The organism is Sphingobacterium corticis, from assembly GCF_042684745.1.
Classification (GTDB): domain Bacteria; phylum Bacteroidota; class Bacteroidia; order Sphingobacteriales; family Sphingobacteriaceae; genus Sphingobacterium; species Sphingobacterium corticis.
In genome coordinates this window covers 696,110-715,177 of sequence record NZ_JBHUMA010000006.1, presented here as the reverse complement: position 1 = coordinate 715,177, position 19,068 = coordinate 696,110, and the positions used below count along the sequence as shown (strand labels likewise).

16 protein-coding genes are annotated in these 19,068 nt (G+C 38.6%); 8 read left to right on the top strand and 8 right to left on the bottom strand.

Features of this window, described 5'->3' with window-relative positions; translation table 11 throughout:
- Window positions 1-66: 66 nt before the first annotated feature.
- On the bottom strand, window positions 67-495 hold the full coding sequence (locus ACFSQ3_RS09045; RefSeq protein ID WP_380869218.1) for a DUF1810 domain-containing protein: 429 nt from the start codon (window positions 493-495) through the stop codon (window positions 67-69).
- A gap of 228 nt (window positions 496-723) precedes the next feature.
- Here ACFSQ3_RS09045 and ACFSQ3_RS09040 point away from each other — a divergent pair, with 228 nt between their 5' ends.
- The 4 genes from ACFSQ3_RS09040 to ACFSQ3_RS09025 all read left to right on the top strand — a co-directional run bounded on the left by ACFSQ3_RS09040 (window position 724) and on the right by ACFSQ3_RS09025 (window position 2,729).
- Entirely contained in the window at window positions 724-1,179 is a 456-nt protein-coding gene (locus ACFSQ3_RS09040) for a hypothetical protein (RefSeq protein ID WP_380869217.1), read from the top strand.
- 343 nt (window positions 1,180-1,522) lie between these two features.
- Window positions 1,523-1,705: a hypothetical protein gene (locus ACFSQ3_RS09035; protein ID WP_380869216.1), complete on the top strand. Its 183-nt coding sequence runs from the start codon at window positions 1,523-1,525 to the stop codon at window positions 1,703-1,705.
- A 220-nt stretch (window positions 1,706-1,925) separates the two neighbouring features.
- Window positions 1,926-2,192: a phage integrase SAM-like domain-containing protein gene (locus tag ACFSQ3_RS09030; RefSeq protein ID WP_380870033.1), complete on the top strand. Its 267-nt coding sequence runs from the start codon at window positions 1,926-1,928 to the stop codon at window positions 2,190-2,192.
- A gap of 51 nt (window positions 2,193-2,243) precedes the next feature.
- Window positions 2,244-2,729 carry a site-specific integrase gene (locus ACFSQ3_RS09025; protein WP_380869215.1) on the top strand — a complete coding sequence of 162 codons (486 nt, stop codon included), beginning with the start codon at window positions 2,244-2,246 and terminating at the stop codon, window positions 2,727-2,729.
- 301 nt (window positions 2,730-3,030) lie between these two features.
- Here ACFSQ3_RS09025 and fbp read toward each other — a convergent pair whose 3' ends face one another.
- The 3 genes from fbp to ACFSQ3_RS09010 form a co-directional block, all read right to left on the bottom strand.
- A complete protein-coding gene (gene fbp / locus ACFSQ3_RS09020) occupies window positions 3,031-4,050 on the bottom strand; it encodes a class 1 fructose-bisphosphatase (RefSeq protein WP_380869214.1) in 1,020 nt (339 codons plus the stop codon).
- A 15-nt stretch (window positions 4,051-4,065) separates the two neighbouring features.
- Window positions 4,066-5,616, bottom strand: coding sequence for a phosphoenolpyruvate carboxykinase (ATP) (gene pckA, locus ACFSQ3_RS09015; RefSeq protein WP_380869213.1), 1,551 nt, complete (start codon window positions 5,614-5,616; stop codon window positions 4,066-4,068).
- A 365-nt stretch (window positions 5,617-5,981) separates the two neighbouring features.
- Window positions 5,982-6,617, bottom strand: coding sequence for a helix-turn-helix transcriptional regulator (locus ACFSQ3_RS09010; protein WP_380869212.1), 636 nt, complete (start codon window positions 6,615-6,617; stop codon window positions 5,982-5,984).
- Window positions 6,618-9,138: 2,521 nt separating this feature from the next.
- Between ACFSQ3_RS09010 and ACFSQ3_RS09005 the strand changes: the two genes are divergently transcribed.
- A complete protein-coding gene (locus tag ACFSQ3_RS09005; RefSeq protein WP_380869211.1) occupies window positions 9,139-10,812 on the top strand; it encodes a hypothetical protein in 1,674 nt (557 codons plus the stop codon).
- Between the two features lie 282 nt (window positions 10,813-11,094).
- Here the strand turns inward: ACFSQ3_RS09005 and ACFSQ3_RS09000 are convergent, their stop codons facing one another.
- The 3 genes from ACFSQ3_RS09000 to ACFSQ3_RS08990 all read right to left on the bottom strand — a co-directional run bounded on the left by ACFSQ3_RS09000 (window position 11,095) and on the right by ACFSQ3_RS08990 (window position 14,269).
- On the bottom strand, window positions 11,095-12,048 hold the full coding sequence (locus ACFSQ3_RS09000) for an aldo/keto reductase (protein ID WP_380869210.1): 954 nt from the start codon (window positions 12,046-12,048) through the stop codon (window positions 11,095-11,097).
- Window positions 12,049-12,196: 148 nt separating this feature from the next.
- A complete protein-coding gene (locus ACFSQ3_RS08995; protein WP_380870032.1) occupies window positions 12,197-13,312 on the bottom strand; it encodes an alkene reductase in 1,116 nt (371 codons plus the stop codon).
- A gap of 99 nt (window positions 13,313-13,411) precedes the next feature.
- Window positions 13,412-14,269 carry a helix-turn-helix domain-containing protein gene (locus ACFSQ3_RS08990; protein WP_380869209.1) on the bottom strand — a complete coding sequence of 286 codons (858 nt, stop codon included), beginning with the start codon at window positions 14,267-14,269 and terminating at the stop codon, window positions 13,412-13,414.
- A gap of 253 nt (window positions 14,270-14,522) precedes the next feature.
- Between ACFSQ3_RS08990 and ACFSQ3_RS08985 the strand changes: the two genes are divergently transcribed.
- The 3 genes from ACFSQ3_RS08985 to ACFSQ3_RS08975 are packed head-to-tail and all read left to right on the top strand — an operon-like array spanning window position 14,523 to window position 16,916.
- Window positions 14,523-15,224, top strand: coding sequence for an SDR family NAD(P)-dependent oxidoreductase (locus tag ACFSQ3_RS08985; protein WP_380870031.1), 702 nt, complete (start codon window positions 14,523-14,525; stop codon window positions 15,222-15,224).
- A 26-nt stretch (window positions 15,225-15,250) separates the two neighbouring features.
- Window positions 15,251-15,691, top strand: coding sequence for a MarR family winged helix-turn-helix transcriptional regulator (locus ACFSQ3_RS08980; RefSeq protein ID WP_380869208.1), 441 nt, complete (start codon window positions 15,251-15,253; stop codon window positions 15,689-15,691).
- Between the two features lie 34 nt (window positions 15,692-15,725).
- Window positions 15,726-16,916 (top strand): hypothetical protein, encoded by a 1,191-nt coding sequence (locus ACFSQ3_RS08975; RefSeq protein WP_380869207.1) that lies wholly within the window; start codon window positions 15,726-15,728, stop codon window positions 16,914-16,916.
- 84 nt (window positions 16,917-17,000) lie between these two features.
- On the opposite strand, the gene ACFSQ3_RS08970 is transcribed toward ACFSQ3_RS08975, so the two are convergent.
- Complete coding sequence (locus ACFSQ3_RS08970; protein ID WP_380869206.1) at window positions 17,001-18,740, bottom strand: glycoside hydrolase family 15 protein; 1,740 nt, start codon at window positions 18,738-18,740, stop codon at window positions 17,001-17,003.
- Window positions 18,741-19,068 lie beyond the last annotated feature (328 nt).

The window sequence follows — 19,068 nt, the reverse complement described above, 5'->3', positions numbered from 1 at the left end:
TGTACTAGCATGTATCATCACTCCTATTCTTTAATGCTCGAATAAGCCACCAGCGACAAATATAGGCTAGTTATCTAAAGCTTTTAATATCATGAAAGTTTTGTGGTCATGTTGTCCGTCAAAATACTTTTCAATAACATTTTGGAAGATATCATCCTGATTTGACACTTCAGAAAAAAGTGTCATGCTCGAACGAAGTTTTAAAGCGTCTATGCTTCCAAATATATTTTCGGCAGATGTATTTGGTAATTCCAAAAGCAACTGAGAAAGTGTCCGCAGATTTGCTCCGAGAACCGGATGATTGAGATAAGCTGTCGCTTCTTCCTTACTAGAAATACCATAGTAATTCGCTGCTTCACTACTACCTAAGCCAGCAATCTGCGGAAAAACATACCACATCCAATGAGATTGCTTTCTGCCCTGCTTTATCTCTTCATAAGCATTTAAGTAAACTTGATTTTGTGCTTTTAAAAATCGGTCTAAGTTGTATGGCATATATGCTATTATAGTTGGCAATATATAGAATAATTTCTTTACTGGCAGCAATTATACTTTGACAGCTTACTGTACAATACGCCCATGGTGGATCGAAGTAAACACGAAGTTAGAACGCTTTCATAAGCAGTGGGCTAGAGAGCACGCCAAACCAATTTCAGCCAAACGTCTGCAAGTCTTTTATGAAGTAGTACACCGGAAAAATGTATCTACTTTATCAGTAAAGGAATGATTGCCCTTATAGAAATTAATCGGGAAAATCGTCGAATAATAAAGAGTATAGCTACACCTTATAATGCATTGAAAACCACGAGTCATTTGCATAGTGATACCCCACGTTTTGGAAAAATTGTGGCCTTCCGAGCAAGTAAAGTTTTAAGGATAGCGTACAGCAGCATCAACAAAATAAAAGAGACTGATCCTCTGATTGCAAGACTGATAAATATTCTTGTCAATAAAAAAATGCGGCAGCAAGATGCACACATTGCTGTAATACTACATAAATCTGTTTCAGAGCGAGTACGTCATTTCAGGCGCGAATTAAAACATTTGACGCTTCTACTGACTCAGCAAGAGCTGGCAGACTATTTGGAAATCAGCAAACGAGCGCTACAACAAAGTTTATACGTAGTGTTGAAAAATAATTTCGAAGTAGAAAATGATATTCTTTGGTTAAAAAAATAGATGACTTTTAATTGATAAGCTCTTAGCGTACATTAAAAAGTTATAAATACCCTGATTTTTCACCGCTCGTTCATTAAGAATCCAAATATTGAGTACTTGAATACGCAATATTTGAAACTTATGATATGGAACTTTGACTATTATCAATACAAACAAAATGCTCTGTTTAGTTTGAAAGGGAGCCTGTAAATAGGTTACATATCAAGTTTTCTATTTGTTCTTATTTGTAATAAATTGACGCCTTTTAGTACAGTTCAGCGAGTATAGTGTGTTAGTACTAATATATATGATTTTAAATAATACTAATTTATATGAGAAGTAAAAATACATTTGGATTCATTTTGTGGTTAGATCCCTCAAATCAATTATAGAAAGAAAAGAGACAGTCTATGTACATATAGTTGTTACTGGCCAAAGAACAAGGATTTGTCTGAAATCTAAAGTGTCGCCAAGTGATTGGGATCATCTTCGCGATAGAGCTCAAGGTAGATATGAAGAAATTATGAACCTCAATCAATACATTTAGCGAGTTCGGTCTCTAATCGCTGATGCTTATAATCAGATTGTGCGAGAGCAATCAAAAGTTTCTATTGAGACTGTAAAATTTCGCTTTATTGGGGAAAAGGATGAGGTATTTACTAAGAATAAATTAATTTCTTATCACTCCTCCACCATGTTGTTAAGACTTGCACCAGGGACTCTAAAAAATTATACCACTACGGTAAGATATATAAGAGAATTTATAGATCAGCAATATCGCAAAAAAGGATTATAAGCTTGCAGATCTCTCTTATAGCTTTATAATAGAATTTGAAACCTTTCTAAGGCACTATAAACCTAAAGACCACCATCAGCCTTTAAACAACAACGGCGTGATGAAACACATCGAAAGACTGCGAAAGCTTACAAACTTGGCCGTAACTCTGGAATGGATACCTCGTGATCCTTTTGCCCAATTTAAAAAGCGTTTTGAAAGGGTGGAAAGAAAATTTCTTTCTGCCAATGAACTATAACTACTCTCAAACAAGATTTTCAATATAAAGCGACTCCAGCAAGTTTTAGATATGTTCTTGTTTAGTTGCTATACAGGATTGTCATTTATTGACTTATCTAAATTATCTGTTAATAACATCATTCAAAAAGAAAATGGAAAAAAATGGATATTTATCAACAGAACCAAAACCTATGAACCAGTCCGGATACCTTTGCTGCCTCAAGCATTGTTAATGATAGAAAAATACAGAGATGATGTGCGGGCTACAGAGAATGACCCAATCTTTCCGTGTATTTCAAATCAGCGCATGAACGGCTATCTAAAAGAGATTGCTGAAATATGCGGCATCGAGAAAAACCTAACTTTTCATATCGCTCGACATACTTTTGCTACAACTGTTACGATGAGTAATGGTGTACCAATAGAAAGCATATCTAAGATGTTAGGCCATACAAGTATACGTACCACGCAGATTTATGCTAAAGTGGTCGAACAGAAAATAGAGTCAGATATGGAAAAATTGGAAAATAGTATGGCAAAAAAATTGATGAGTTAAAGTGTTTGGATTAATTAAATAAATGCATTATCAAGTGACTTTGATGATGCATTTCATATCTAATAACCTTGCAGTACCAACTTAAGCATATGTGGTAATAGATTTTGCACTTTATGTTATGCAAAATGCACTACCACTACAGCTTTTTTTAAATTTGACGTATAGGTTCAAAATACCTTAAAAAATACGGCATCCTGCAAAATATTAAGATACTTTAGCTGTTAGTGCGCGAAGATATTCTTCTAAAATGGGCTAGCAATTGATCATGCTAACCCATATCTTCAACATTATACTATTACTATCACGTTAACATGGCTGATTTTTCCAATGCGTAAAGTTGCTGCACCTGTTGAACCATCCGTTCACTACCAATGACTAGCGGTGTTCGCTGATGTAGTTTCTCTGGAATGATATCCAATATTCGTTGTTTACCTGTGGATGCGGCTCCCCCAGCCTGCTCCAAAATAAAAGCCATTGGATTGCATTCGTACATTAATCGCAACTTACCATCGGGATGACGCAAACTTTCAGGATACATAAAAATACCGCCCTTCAACATAGTTCGGTGTAAATCTGCTACTAAGGAACCGATATAGCGCAAACTGAACGGCTTATCCGACTCTGGATCTTCATCCTGACAATATTTAACAAATTGTTTTATCGGCTCTGGAAAATGCACAAAGTTGCCTTGGTTGATGGAATAGGTCTTTCCATTTTCTGGAATGCGCATCATCGGATGCGACAAACAAAATTCACCAATGCTAGGATCTAACGTAAATCCATTCACGCCATGCCCCGTTGTGTATACCAACATCGTTGATGATCCGTATAATACGTATCCTGCAGCAACTTGGTACAACCCTTTCTGCAGCACATCTTCCTTCTGCACTTTTCCCGAAGGTGATATTCTTCGGTAAATCGAAAAAATAGTTCCAATGGAAATATTAACGTCGATGTTTGAAGAGCCATCTAATGGATCGATACAAACAATATACTTCCCCGGACATAATGTATCATCAGCGCAAAGATCAATACCTTCATCGTGTTCCTCAGAAGCTACATAACAGCATTCACCTCCTCGCTTTAATGCCGAAATAAATTCTTCATCAGCAAGAACATCCAACTTTTGTTGCTCTTCGCCTTGTACATTGATTTGTCCGAGCGGGCCCAAGATTTCGGCCAATCCAGCTTTATTCACTTCGCGATTAACCACTTTGGCAGCTATACCAATATCCCGCAGCAAACGAGATAATTCGCCTTTTGCAAATGGAAACTCGGCCTGCTTTTCAATAATAAATTGGCCTAATGTTTTAAATTTCATAAAAGCTTTGCTTGATTAATCAATATACTTTTGGTAATTCTGTTCAAACAACTGCTGCAGTTCACGTGCTTTTATATCGTAACAATCTGCATCATCCCACAATGATTGTGGATCCAGTATCGTATCGGGCACCAATGGACAAGATACCGGCATGCGCAAACCAAATATCGGATGCTTCACAAAATGTCCATCTTCCAAAGCTCCTTGCATAACGCCACGAATTAGCGCGCGCGTATGATATAATGGAATTCGTCGCCCTACTCCGTAAGGCCCGCCGATCCAACCTGTGTTGACCAACCAAACCTGCGTGGATTGATCGCGTTGTAAACGCTCGCCCAACATTTCTGCATAGCGCATGGGATGCAACGGAAGAAACGCTTGTCCGAAGCAGGCTGAAAATGTAGCGACAGGTTCTGCAACGCCCACTTCCGTTCCAGCTACTTTCGCTGTGTAGCCATTTAGAAAATAGTACATTGCTTGTTCCACGGTCAACTTTGACAATGGCGGCAAAACACCAAATGCGTCCGCCGTTAGGAAGAAAATATGTTTTGGTGAAGCGGAAATATTTGCTTTAACTACGTTGGGTATGAAGTTCAGCGGATAAGAAACGCGGATATTTTCCGTGATTGACTTATTATCAAAATCTAAATCACGCGTATTTGAATGGTAAACCATATTCTCGGTCAATGCACCCAAACGTACTGCATGATAAATATCAGGTTCTGTCTCTGCTTTCAAACCAATGCATTTCGCATAGCAACCGCCTTCCAAATTGAAGATTCCCTCATTTGCCCATCCATGCTCGTCATCGCCAATCAAAAAACGATCATGATCTGCCGATAATGTTGTTTTACCCGTTCCGGATAAGCCGAAGAACAATGCAGTTTCTCCATCTTTTCCTGCGTTAGCAGAACAATGCATCGGCAACACATTATCATTTTGAGCAAGCACGAAATTCATCATCGAAAACATGCTTTTTTTAATTTCTCCAGTATACGCTGTGCCTATAATGAGGACTTTTCGACGAGAAAAATCAAGCACAACCGCATTCGAAGCGTTTAATCCAAGCTCTTTGTAATCTGCTATTTTCAACAAAGACGCAACATAAACGCTCCAATCATCCTGCTTTGCTGTATGGTCCGTCGGCAAAAACATATTGCGAATAAACAAATCTTGCGCAGCAAGCTCGGTAACAAAATAGATGCTCCTACTATATTTCGCGAAACTTCCAATATTGGCACGCCGAGTGAATAACACTTCACGTGCATTCAGATAATCTAGCGCCTGCATTTCCAATACATCGAAAATATCGGAACTCAAAGACTGATTGACAGCTCCCCAATCCACCACATTAGCGGTTACCTCATCTTGCACGATGTAGCGGTCGCGGGGCGATCGTCCAGTAAATTTTCCCGTCATAATATTTAGGGATCCATTGGCTGATAATGTACTTTGTTTTTGTTTGATCGCATGTTCCATCAATTCGGCAGGCGTCAAGTCCTCGAAAATGTTACCATTCGTTTTGGGCTTCACTTGTGAAGATAGTTCGTTTAGAAATTTTTGCATAGCGGTTTATTTGTTTTTGTTTGTGTGCTGCAAATTATCCATAAACGAAGCAAGAGAAAACCACTTTTTTAGTTATTGTAGGAGATACACATACATAAAATACTGCTATACAGTGATTTATGCTATATATTAATTTACATGAAAAGGCTAAAACATTTTAGCTAAATAATACACTATCCCTGCACTATAACTATGTTGTAGATAAATTTTGGGACAAAAATTCGGCTAATCGTGAAATATTGGTAGCCTTACCTGTTTTTGAAGCCTTACCCTTGATTTAAAGAGCGAGCTTTAGAAAAATGAAAATTCTACTAAATAACCCACAGCTATAGTTGATTGTCATTTCACGGGAAAATTTATTAGTGCTACGCTAATTTTCTATACACCTCTAAAATGGAAATATATTGTATTATATTTTTTATACCCAGCTTTTTGAATGCTCTTTTTTTATAAGTTGATGCCGCAGATGGAGAAATCTTTAGAATTTTCGCTGAGTCAATTACTTTGTGGCCTTTCAATATCAGTTCAAGCATTAGCTTTTCCTTTTCAGAAAGGCTACTGTGAATTTTACACAGGTTATATATTTTGTCCATCGCTGAAAAGTACGAGACTTTTTCTTTAGTAATACTCCTCAAGCTTCCGAATTTAATAAAATATCGTAAAGAGATTTCAAATTCATTAATAGTGCTATTGAAGTAGATAAAACCATCGATTTCACGTTCCAAAAATAAACTGGGAACTACTATATCACCAACGTTGGTGATAAGAAGTATTTTTGCAAGTGGTTGATTTTGCTTGACCACCTCAATCAAATCTGTAAGTGTTCGCTCAACGATTGAAGTACTTATTACTACACGACTCACCAAATATTCATTCGACAATACTTTAAAGTCGTCCACATTTCGCAACTCTTGAACATAGAGATTGTCATCAACCTGTCTAGCAATGGTGAAAATTCCTGTTCTTCGTGGAGTATTGTTATCAATAATCAGGCATCTCATATAAACGATAGTTAATTTGAGTGTGGGATATAATTTGGTAGTAAATATTGTATCATGCCACTGTTTTTATTAAGCCTTCGAGTGTCAGGTGATGGTAGGTATTAAGAACAACTTAGTAAGCTGATTAAATTGGTTGTTACCCAAAAAAGATCATTTCACAAGGTTTCAAAATTTGGAAAGAGCTACAGTTTTCTTTCATAAAGCAGACAACTCTCCTACCATTTAGTGCTAGTAATAAAATTAACTTTTGGAATTTGAAGTTAAAAAAGAATGTTGATCGTTGTAGCTAATCAACTACAAAGGTATATAAATACACCTTAAACAACACAAAACACAGGACATCAAAAATAATTTAAATACTCATTTACAGGCATTTATAAAAGTGATAAAACTAAAATGTATAAATACGGATATTAGTAAAATTGACTACCACTCAAGTTAGCTCAGGTTTCAACTTAACAAAACCGTTATTATACAGCATCAGGTGATTGCCCGATAGATGTTATTGATAGAGCTAGAGCTTAGTAAAGTTTCTTTAAAATCGTGTTGTATAAGAAATCTACCTCTCGGAACTTCCTTGACAATAAATCCTCATTAAACTGAAGCAAAAACGCTCAATATTTCGAACGTGAAATGCGATCAACAAAGCTCGGTAAAGATAAATTTCAATTAAAGATCTTAGTTACCAAGTATGTATGCAATTTGATAGTAATATAAAAAACTACAAAACACTGAAAAGTTTACGCAATCGTTTGCGCAAAATTGTTTAATTAAATTTTCTATATTTATACCCAAACCATTCGATATACTTTTTTCATAATTGCCGCTCCAAAATAAATAGCTTTTACTTTTGATAACACCTTATAAGCTCTCTGTTAAAAACTACATTTGAAATGTCGATATATAGTGGTCGGAACATTGGTGAGTAGAGCACCAATTAATTCCGATTAGCAAAAGCATAAAAGTTTTAAGAAGAATCAATTTAAATCATTTGTAATATGAATATAATAATAGCCGACGTATCTAGTATAACTCGCTTCGGTTTGATATTGGTGATAAATGAAATCAACCCGTCCGTTACTTGTTACGAAGTAGACAATCTTGATGAATTGAACCATCAATTGAATATTAATACCTTTAAGTTTATATTAGTGAATTCTGGCATTTTGACTGATCAAAACTTTTTAGGCTTTTCGGCGTCTCAAGATTATGATTTTAAAAACAGGCTAATTCTAATTAAGGATGAAAAAGCGCCCAAGAAATTAATAGAATTGTTGAGTAAAAATTGCAGAGCTGTAATAAATCTTAATCAAGAACTTGATTCGTTTAAAACTGATCTCGCCAGAACATTCAGCTTGGAGTAGAGGTGTATAGCTAATCTTATTTATAATTTTCAGCTATATCAATAGTAACATCAAAAAATATAATAATGTCCTTTTGGAAATTTAAGATCAATATTACCGGTAACAACGAATTGCTTCCAAACAATATGCTTTTGTTAAGTAGTGCAGATTTAACTGTATTTCTCCAGAGCTAAAAAAATATTATTTTGGAAATAAAAACTTCTATTGTCCCTGATAGAATTTTCCACTAAATTATTAAAAAATAACGCGTTACATGTTTTTTATATTTCGCTAGTCCCAATCTTTTCATAACGGTTGTACAAGTACTTCGTATTGCAAAAAGTAAAATCTGTTATACTCTATTTAACTATAATCCTGCTTAAGGCTCAAGTTGGATATCTTTCAGGGCGCTTCAATCCGCAAATCATTGCTCAGCCTGTCTTAACACCTATGACTGTTATACTTCCTAATCCGGCTGCTGTAATATTGGTTATTACTTCAGGCGAGTCAAAGAACTATTGTTCATCAAATATTATCTACCATTCTCATGTTGAAACACTTATGGTTACATAATCTAATAGTATATCAGTTTCTTCGGATACCTAACCATTTAATCTAATCCACTTATAATAGGAATGCAAATGTTTAGCAATGTTTATTCTATTCGGGTACGAAGGAATGTTTAAACTGCCAATAGCGAACCAGTCGAAAAGCAATAAACCACTTTCGTGAAGCGGATTTATTACACTTTAAATTACAATAATAAACATCATAAGAATTTCTCCTAACCTAATAGGAAAAATTACATACTGTTATAGCATGACAAAATTTATAAAGACATAGTTCACTGTAACACTTTTCAATAATTTCATTATCTCAAGAATAAAAATTTGTAGTTGCTTAGCTACAGCGTCAAAAATTTATTCCCCGCACCGAGAACTATTGGCATATCTTTGATAATAAACGACATAACTAACACGTCAAAATTATGCTCCAAAATTATATTCCCCCCAAGATTGAAACACTCACTGTGAAATGTGAGCATTCTATAGCTAGCGGTTCTGCTAACATTAATGTTGGCTCAAGCCCAAATCAAGCGAATCCTGAGATCGAAGATTGGAACAACGATGATACCAGAATCAATGACTTTGACATTTAGAATCTGTAACCACATTCATATGATAAACATCCGGCTAAGTACGCTACTATTTGGATTAATTGCTTTGCAATCTTGTTCCAAATCAAATGTATCTGAGAGTAATGGAGACTCAAATATCAACATCTCTTTAATCAACATTGAGGATGAAGCATCATTTGAAGTAAATCCATCCAATGTTGAAGATCAAATTTCGAGATCATCATCGAATAGATCGCGTTCGGCAACATCGCAGATGTCACATTCAAATCAGTTCAAAATAGTTGAACTACCTGAATTTGATATGATAGATGATATTCAGTTCCCAGTTAGTGTAGATAGCACAAATAGCGCAAATTCTACGAAGGCGAGAACGGTAAATAGGGCTTCGACACCAATGTCAAACGGTATACAATATAGAATCTTAATGTATGAAACGCCAACAGGAATTTTGGTAGCAAACCGCGTAGCAACCGCTGGATCAGCTCTCAATTTTCAAGTTAATGCAGGGAGAACTTACAATTGGTATGCGGTTTCTATAAATGAAACGACAGTTCCTGATATCAATTCCTCAGGAATTATTCCTTCATCTTTGCTTGGGAACAAAGATATCTTATATTCTTCTGGTCAGATTACACCAAATTTTGGAAACAATACGCTTACTGTTGCTTTCCGCAGATTAACTTCGCGCATTGAAGTAGATTTGAATACGAGGGGAATATTCGGACAAATTCAAAACTCTTCAGAAATTGATATAGGCTCAGTGGCTTCAGGGTCTTTCGTTAAACTCAACAGAATTGGCGACCTGAATATACAAAATGCGACATTTACTAACCTGGTGGATGCCCCCCAAATAAATGGAGGAAGCATGGCGGTGGTGGATGCTTCTTTAGGTAATGCTGTTAAAAAGGCTTCATTCCACACCATCAATACGGCGAATGTACCAGCTGGCAGCCTACGTGTTCGCCTGAATACATTAAATATTACTTTGGACAACACAAATACGCGAACGTTTACAGCGAATACATTATTATCTATCACAGGGTCTATAAATCCAGCAATAGGTAGCCGCCATGTGATAACTGCCCGTTTGATTGAATCACCTGTGACGATCAATGGAGTAAGATGGGCGAGGACAAATCTGTTGTACAATTCAGATGAGGGGGTGGTAGACAGATATAGATTCAGGCCAAATAACGAGTATGCGATAGGCGATGTGGCTCGAGAATTCTGGAACAAAGGAACAACTACCCCCGCTGGAACAACATTCAGTGCAACTTACGATCCATGCAACTCTGTGTATCCAAACAATGTATGGTCTACCCCAACAAATGCTAACAGGGTTTCTACAGGAGCTCCTACGCGAAACCTCAGAACAACTATTGGAGGCAATACACGTGTTATGGCGCAATGGGATCCAGCAGCAAACACGCCGAATAACCCCGCATACCCGAGAAACACCTTTGAGCTACTATACATCGGTTACTACGATAATGGACAGCGTGTACTCGTACAGCAAGGCCACAACCAACCAGTAGGCGGCCTGGCAGTTGCTGAATATTGGCAAGTAGAGAATACCGGCTCAACATCCTCAAGAGCTCGATCAGAGATTACTCAAGTCACTGCTGGAAATTACAGTTACGGAGCTTTTAACGGTGCTACAGACGGCAACCGATTAGATAGAAAGCCATACCGATGTGTGAGAAGGCCAACATAAATTATAAATAACCTTTAAAATACTTTTCTTTTAAAGTATTAACCGTTGAGGTCTATAGGTAGCCTTACCTGTTTTGGTAAGGCTTCATTATGAATTGGTACACAACTCCCATTATAACTCAAAAACATAGAGAATAGAGTAAGTGTTGACTTCCATAACATAATAGTATCATATATTTTTTAATAATAGTTTCGTTTTGTGAGACATATACTCTTTACCATGTCGTAACGATATAAAACAAATAAGACCTCATAAAGGAGGTCTTATAAAAAACTATGTCTATCAGTATTGGCTTACGGTGTCAAGGACTTCCATATCACCTTTATCCAATCTGAGTCCTGATGCTTCAATTAAAGTGTTTAATTGCTTTTCATTCGTTGCACTTGCTATTGTACCACCAATTTGCGGTCTATGTAAAAGCCAAGCTATTGCAACTGCCGCCGGGGTTGTATGGTGCTTTTCCGATAATTCATCAAGCTGTTTTAGTATTGCCAGGCCTTTTACATTTAAATACTGTCTAACGCTTTCGCCGCGTTGGCTTTTATTCAAATCCGATTCGGATCTATATTTCCCTGTTAAAAATCCCGCCGCTAAAGACCAGTAAGGAAAGACTGTTAAGTTAAAATCCTTTGCAATATGAGCGTACTGATGTTCGTATTTTTCACGTTCGACTAAATTGTAGTGAGGTTGTAATGCTTGGTAGAGCGGGTATTGACCTGACTTTCCTAATTCCAATGATTTCTTTAGTCTATCCGCAGGCACATTTGATGCAGCGATGTGTGCTATTTTTCCCTCCCTAATCAGATCAGCATAGACGCCGAGGTATTCCTCCACGGGAATTTCCTCCGAGTCGACATGGGTGTAGTACAAATCGATACGATCAATCTGAAGCCTTTTTAAAGAGTCTTCAACAGCACTTCGAATATAAGAAGGACTAAGTCCCTTTCTTTTTCCATCGCCGAAATCCCATCCTACTTTTGTCGCAACGATAATATCATCACTTTTTGATTTGGTTTTAAGCCATTTTCCTATGATGGTCTCTGATTCTCCACCGCTATTTCCCAAAACCCAAGCAGAATATACATCTGCAGTATCAATAAAATTGCCCCCCTTATCAATAAATGCGTCTAGAATACTGAACGACTGTTTCTCGTCTAACGTCCATCCAAAAACATTTCCTCCCAGATTTATTCTACTTACCTGTAGATCCGTGTTTCCAATTCCAATTTTTTCCATATGCTTTCAATTTTAAAATGTGAAAAGAATATTGTCTTGTACTTTGTCCGATCTACAGGCATTGATCAATTCTGCTTAGCGCCACACCACAGAAACGGACAAAATTTGTGAGTAGTACTACACCCTAGTCTAGTACTACTTGCTGCTGCTAATTGTTTTCTTCCAATTCTTTTTTATCGGCCTCACTTAATTCTTCATACCTTGGGTAGTCGATATAACCTTCAGCGGAAAAACCATAATAGCGATCCCGATCGCCCGGCGAGAGAGGAAGATCCTTGGCAAAGCGTTCCGGTAAATCTGGGTTTGATATCAGGGGCCGCCCAAATGCGGCGAGATCGATAACGTTTTCAGCTAACATTTCCATCGCTTTTTCCTTAGTCAAAAATCCGGCAAAGATTAATGCCCCATCAAACCATGTTCTAAAATTTTTCACAAAATCATAGTGATCTTTTAGCAGTGTTCCCTGATCATGCAGATGTACATACGCTATACCTCTTTTTGAGAATTCTAGAGCGAGGTATTCAAAGGTTTCCGCAATTTCTTTATACACGGACATGTCATGCTGCGTGCCATATGGCGATATACGAATGCCCACTTTTCCTGCACCGATTTCTGCGGAAACGGCGTCAATTACTTCAAGTACAAATTTTGCTCTGTTTTGGATCGATCCGCCGTATTCGTCCTTACGTAGATTTGTATCAGGGTTCAAAAACTGATCTATCAAATAACCATTAGCGCCGTGTAACTCAATACCATCAAAGCCGGCTTCCATGGCATTCTTTGCTGACTTTACATAATCTGCAATAACTTCCGCAATCTCATTGTGTGCTAAAGCGCGTGGCGTTGATACCTGCACTCTTCCTTCCACCCCATCTTCTATACCCCAAGCCGTGCTATCCTTTGCCAGCAGCGCAGACGGTGCTACGGGCTGGAAATGGTTAGGTTGGTTGGAAATGTGCGCGACGCGACCTACATGCCACAGCTGCGTGAAAATCTTTCCTCCATCCGCATGCACAGCATCTGTCACCTGCTTCCAGCTCTCGGTTTGTGCAGCATTGTATATTCCAGGAACATACAGGTAACCCATGGATGTATCCGAGATCGATGTGCCTTCAGTAATAATCAATCCCACGGATGCGCGCTGCCGATAGTATAGCGCGTTCATTTCTGTCATGATTCCGTTCTTTGACCTAGTTCTAGTCATAGGAGCCATCACGATTCTATTGGACAGCTCAGTGCCTTTTAAATTAAATTTCTCAAACATCATACTAGCTTTTTTACAAAGCTAGTGCCATCAGAATCAAAATTTGAGTAAATTTATTTCATTTAAAAGTATAATAACTTTAATTTTGGGCTTTTCGGTCTAAATGCTTTGCTTAAGGTTGGACTTTAAACTATTGAGATAAGCTTTAGGGGTATATCCTTTTACTTTCTTAAATGTCTTGGAAAGATGGCTGACATCGGTAAACCCGAACTCCTGCGCGATCTGTTTGGTCTTTAGCCCTCCAACACTCAAACGCTTTTCTACCAGAGCAGTTCGGTAAGTGTCTAGGTACGTTTGATAGGACATGCCAAAGTGACGCTTAAAGTAATTACTAAAATAGGTGGATGAAATACTGAAGTGATTAGCTACATTTCGAACAAGCAGTTTTTGACGGTCGTAGATATTCTCATGAACAAACGATATCAGCCGTTCGTGATTTAGTTCTTCTTTGCTGGCTGCATTACGTTCTCGAAGGATTTCTCTTATCATACCAAAGATGCTCAGCAGCTGATAATATGCCACTGGCGAAGCACTGATGCTCCGGTGCTTGCTGTACAGTAATAGATTTTCAATTGTCGACTTTAGAATATGGTTGCACGGCTCCTTCACTACAATCTTCACTTCTTTCAGCCACTTCATCTGCATAAGTAGCTCTGGAGATCCAATCTTAAATTCATCAGGTGCCAAATGCTTTTTACTCTCAAAATAAGCTTCTGTGAATTTGATGTAGATAAAGTGGGTTTCGCTCTTTAAATCAAATGAATGAAGTTCGCCTGGTGCAACCAGGAAAAGATCTCCCGCAACATAGGGAATGATGTCATCATTGAGCAAATGGTTACCTGTTCCACTAGAAATGTAAACCAGCTCGTAATAGGTATGCGAGTGTCTGGAGCAGGAATAGCTAACCTCCTGAACTTCTTCTACAGATAACGGTTCGAATTGACTTAATACTTTCATGTGTAACCTTTCTACCTAAATAATGTGCAAATATACCCAATAATATGAATACACCTGTACTCATATATTGGTCATGATCGTGCAAATCTTGTCTCGCTGAATATTGAAAAGCAAAAAAAACAAAACAATGACTAGACATTGATGTTTAATCATTAGTTTTGAAATGTAATATAATTAATATATGAATAAAAGATTTGAAGGTAAAACAGTGATCGTCACTGGAGCGGGCTCCGGCATTGGCTAAGCAACAACAATAAGGCTATTAACCGAAGGGGCTAAAGTATTGGCTATTGACATATCCAGCGATGGCCTAGAAATTACGCGAAACATGGCTCTGGAATGGTTGGAAGACGACAAACTTACGCTGGTTACACTAGATGTGTCCGATGAAAATAAAGTGACGGATACAATTTCTAGCTTACTTAAAGAAGATGATACTTTAGATGTGCTAGTTAATGCTGCTGGAATTCTTCGGGCAGCTCATTTCCATGAGACATCGCTGGATCTTTGGAATACCTTGATAAAGGTAAACCTGACCAGTACATTTTTAATGACCAAAACTGCGCTACCAGCTTTGTTAAAATCGGGAAAGGGTGTAGTGGTTAACTTCAGCTCCACTGCTGCAAACTTTGCACACCCCTATTTTGCGGGATATGCTGCCAGCAAAGGAGGCATACAAGCACTTACCCATGCCATTGCTGCAGAGTATGCCCACAGGGGACTTCGTGCAGTAAATATTGTTCCAGGTGGTATACAAACGGGCATGACAAAACAGGGCGGAATCGCTTTTCCGCCCGATATTGACTACAAACTTTTCGCCAAGCAGGAGGCGGCGATTCCTGGCGGTTTGGGATCTGTGCATGCAGTAGCCGGAGCAATAGCCATGCTCGCTTCGGATGATGGTAAATTCATCACCGGCACGGAGTTAAGGATCGATGGCGGAGCACATATGTAATGTTATAATAATAAAATTCATATACGATGAAAGCACAAACAGAAGGGAAGCAACATCTAAATGACACCAAAAGGATTGGCGTAGAAATCTTGGAGGCTTATCACCACTTGACCAACCGGGCATTAGAGTTTTTTAAGACATACGATCTCACTCCCCAGCAGCATAATGTTATGGCCATACTGCATCACGCAGGGAAAGTATCCACATCGGACATTCTAAAGTGGATGTACGAGAAAAATCCTGGAGTGTCTCGTTTGGTGGATAGACTACTAAAAAAGGGTTTGGTCGAAAAGTCGGCAAACACTCAAGATAAGAGACTTGTGGTCATTGGTCTTACTCCAAAAGGACAGGAATTATACAATAAAGTGGAGAAAGAATTTAGCCAGATGGAAAGCAATTTTGATTCGCTGTCCAGCCAAGAGATGCAGACATTAATAGGATTGCTTGTAAAATTAAAAGGGTTTTAGATTAGTCTTTACAGGTATAAAAGTTTTAGATAGCATGAATAAATCAGCATTAAAAAGCACACTTATGGGACTTATGGTACTTTCTGTATTTCAGTATGTACCCAGCTTTGCAAAACAGCAGAATCCAGAAAATGAAATTAAACAGAATGAAATTAATAAAAATGATAACAATATGAAGTACAGAGGAGTAGTTTATGATGTTGGGCTCCAGTTTAGTCCAGGCCCACTTTCGGTAGAACCATTCAATCCGGAATTGGTAAAATACGATATGAAGCAGATTGCGGGTCAGTTGCATGCCAATTCAGTACGTATCGAAGGAGAAGAAATACCACGCCTTGTAATGGCGGCAGAAGCCGCGCATGAGGCTGGACTACATGTACTGTTCAATCCATGGAAAATGGGCGCGGATGCAAATGAGACCATTGCTTTTATGACCGAAGCAGCGAAAGAAGCTGAAAAGTTGAAGTCCAAAGGGGTGGATCTTATCTTTGTAGAAGGATGCGAATACACTATTTTTAGTCGCGGAGCCTTTCCGGGAGAGACATTTAATGAACGCGTAATGTTCATGATAGAAAACGGTGTTGCTCCTGGACACGGCACAGAAAAGACGGAAGAGTTTAAACAGGCCAACGTAAAGCTAAACGAAATACTTGCTGAGATATGCAAGGGCGTGCGTGCCAATTTCACAGGAAAGGTCACTTACTCTTCGGGAACTTGGGAAGAGGTGAACTGGGATCTATTTGACATTGTGGGCATTGACTATTACCGTAGAGGAGAGACAGCAGAAGAGTATGTACAGGGGCTTGAAAAATACAAAATAGGAAAGCCGCTTTTGGTTATGGAGCTTGGTAGCTGCGCCTACGAGGGTGCCGGTGAAAAGGGAGATGGCGGATTTGCCGTTCTCCAGGGATCGAACCCCGACGGTACGGGCATATATATGGATAACAAGGTTCCTGTCCGAGATGAAAAAGAGCAGGCGGACTATATAGAAACTCAAATAAATATCCTTAATGGTACAGGTATTGACGGTGCCTATATCTACGTATTTGCCTTTCCGATTATGCCTTATAGTGGACCCGGGAATAGAGATTTTGATATGACCACCTTCTCCCTAGTGAAGTCTTTCCCTAAAGACGATCCACGCTCCCAAAAAATCCCGACTTGGGAAAAGAAAGAGGCATTTGATCGCCTAGGTGAAGTGTATGGTAAATTAAAGGGAAATTGATTTGAAAACAGTTTGATAAATGAAAAGCGTTCGATAGGATATGCCTATCGAACGCTTTTTTTAGATTCCCGCGTAGCTGCAAGACTATCGCACTACGGTATCTACTCCCTCTTTTTCACGGCTAAGACCGTTAGCTGCACAAATAAATGAGGACTGTACAAAAGTTTGATTGAAGTTCCCTAGCTGACATTTATTATCAACGTCCGCCTCCTCCGCAAAATATCCCAGATCATTTTGATAAGACTTGACTGAATCCAAAATCTGCGCACTTTTTTCGTAATTACCTGCTACGGCATAGTAGTGCGCAATCCAGCAGCTTCCCGCCAAAAAAGCACCTTCCTTGCTTGCATCAAATTCTACCAAAGTGCGCCAGTATAAATTATCACGCGAATGATGCTGTTCCAATCTATCAATGGTAGCCAGCATCTCAGGAGAGTCCGCTAGTGTATAGTTCCACAGTACATAAAGCGCAGAGGAAACATCCACTTCTTCTGATCCAGCGTAGTTTGCAAACGCCCCATAGCTGGTCATACAATTATGGCCAACATATTTTCTTATCTTTTTCGCTGTAGCCTGCCAGTACGATTTTTCCTGTTCATCATCGCTATAACGAGAGATCATTTCAAGACCAATAACTGAAAATACCTTTCCAGACGTGTACTGCAATTCAGCCCCTTCTTCCCAGATACCATTTTCAGGTTTATGCCAGTTTTCACAGATATAATTAGCTACACGTCGAACCATTTCCCAGTGCGTTTTGCGACCGTACTTGTCGTATATAATTTTAGAGGATATAAGGATATTAGCTTCGGCATCAAGCTGCCGCTGATCTGAAGCAATATTTCCGATTTGGACAGGTCTGCTCCGCTGATAGCCGTCCAGTTCCAGCTCAGTAAGATCTTCGATAATGTTATTATCGATAGTGTATAGGGGATAGACACACTGCCCGGTATTCTTGCGCATAGATTCATACATGAATTCCAGAAACTTTTCTTCCACCTTTCCACTTACTTCCAGTGCAGAAAGTGCACCGGTGATAAGTGCGGCGTCACGTACCCAAACATACCGGTAATCATAGTTTCGCTCAGCTCCAATAACCTCCGGAAGAGAAGTTGTGGCAGCTGCTATCACCCCTCCGGTAGCCCCGCAAGTTAGCTGCTGAATTCCCCGAACTGCGTTCAGAACCTCTGTCTGATACAGACCTTCATACTCAAATTCGGAAGCAATGTCAGACCAATTTTCCAACGTGATGGTAAGCATGCTTTCGAAAAAATCATCTTCCCATACATCCGGTGTTTGTAAATCGGTCAGGTAAGCCCAACCTCCCGTGCCTGCAGGAATACTGAAACCGACCATTTCACCAGAAATCTGAATGGGCACGCTTACGAATAGGTAAAGGCCCGTATTTTCAAATAGCACGGTCTGGTCATTTATGCGTGTGATATCTGCTTGACCCCTACCATAGTCAGGGGTCATCTTTATTTGGGAGTGTATATTATGTTTGGAACTACTGAACTGGCGAACGATGCCGCGGTAAGATTTATGAATCGGCATCCAGTCGCGCAAGGTAAACTGATCATCGCCCCCAACAAAGTTCTGCTCCAAAACTGAACTGCGATCAATAAAATTTCTACTTTCTAGACTCGCTGATGTAATTATTTCCCAGCTTCCTCCAGATTTAGAATCCAATAAGGAGTGGAAGACCGAAGAGTCATCAAACCTTTTTGGAGAGTACCAATTGATCGTCGCATTCTTGTCTAATATAGCGCAAGTATTTCGATCACTGATCAGTGCCAATGACTCGATAGTAGGATAATAGTCCATTAATACAATTATTATAGTGATGAAAAATAATTAAGGTTCTATTAGATGTTTGAACATAATTACTTACCCTTTAAAGACGATTCTTGTTACCTTTTTGTTTTTATTAAATGGAAGTCTAGTAAATATCTTTACGCTGTGATGTTATGTATTGTAGTAAAAAAGAAATCTAAGCTACTACCTGAAAAGTGAGATATACAAATTTGTCATCCTGATATTTTATCATAAAGTTTTTTGATTTGCGAATATTTCAGTTAGGAACTTATCTATCGCAGTGTAATAGCATCTCACCCACCAAGTAATTATAAGTAATTATATAAGACGATATCAT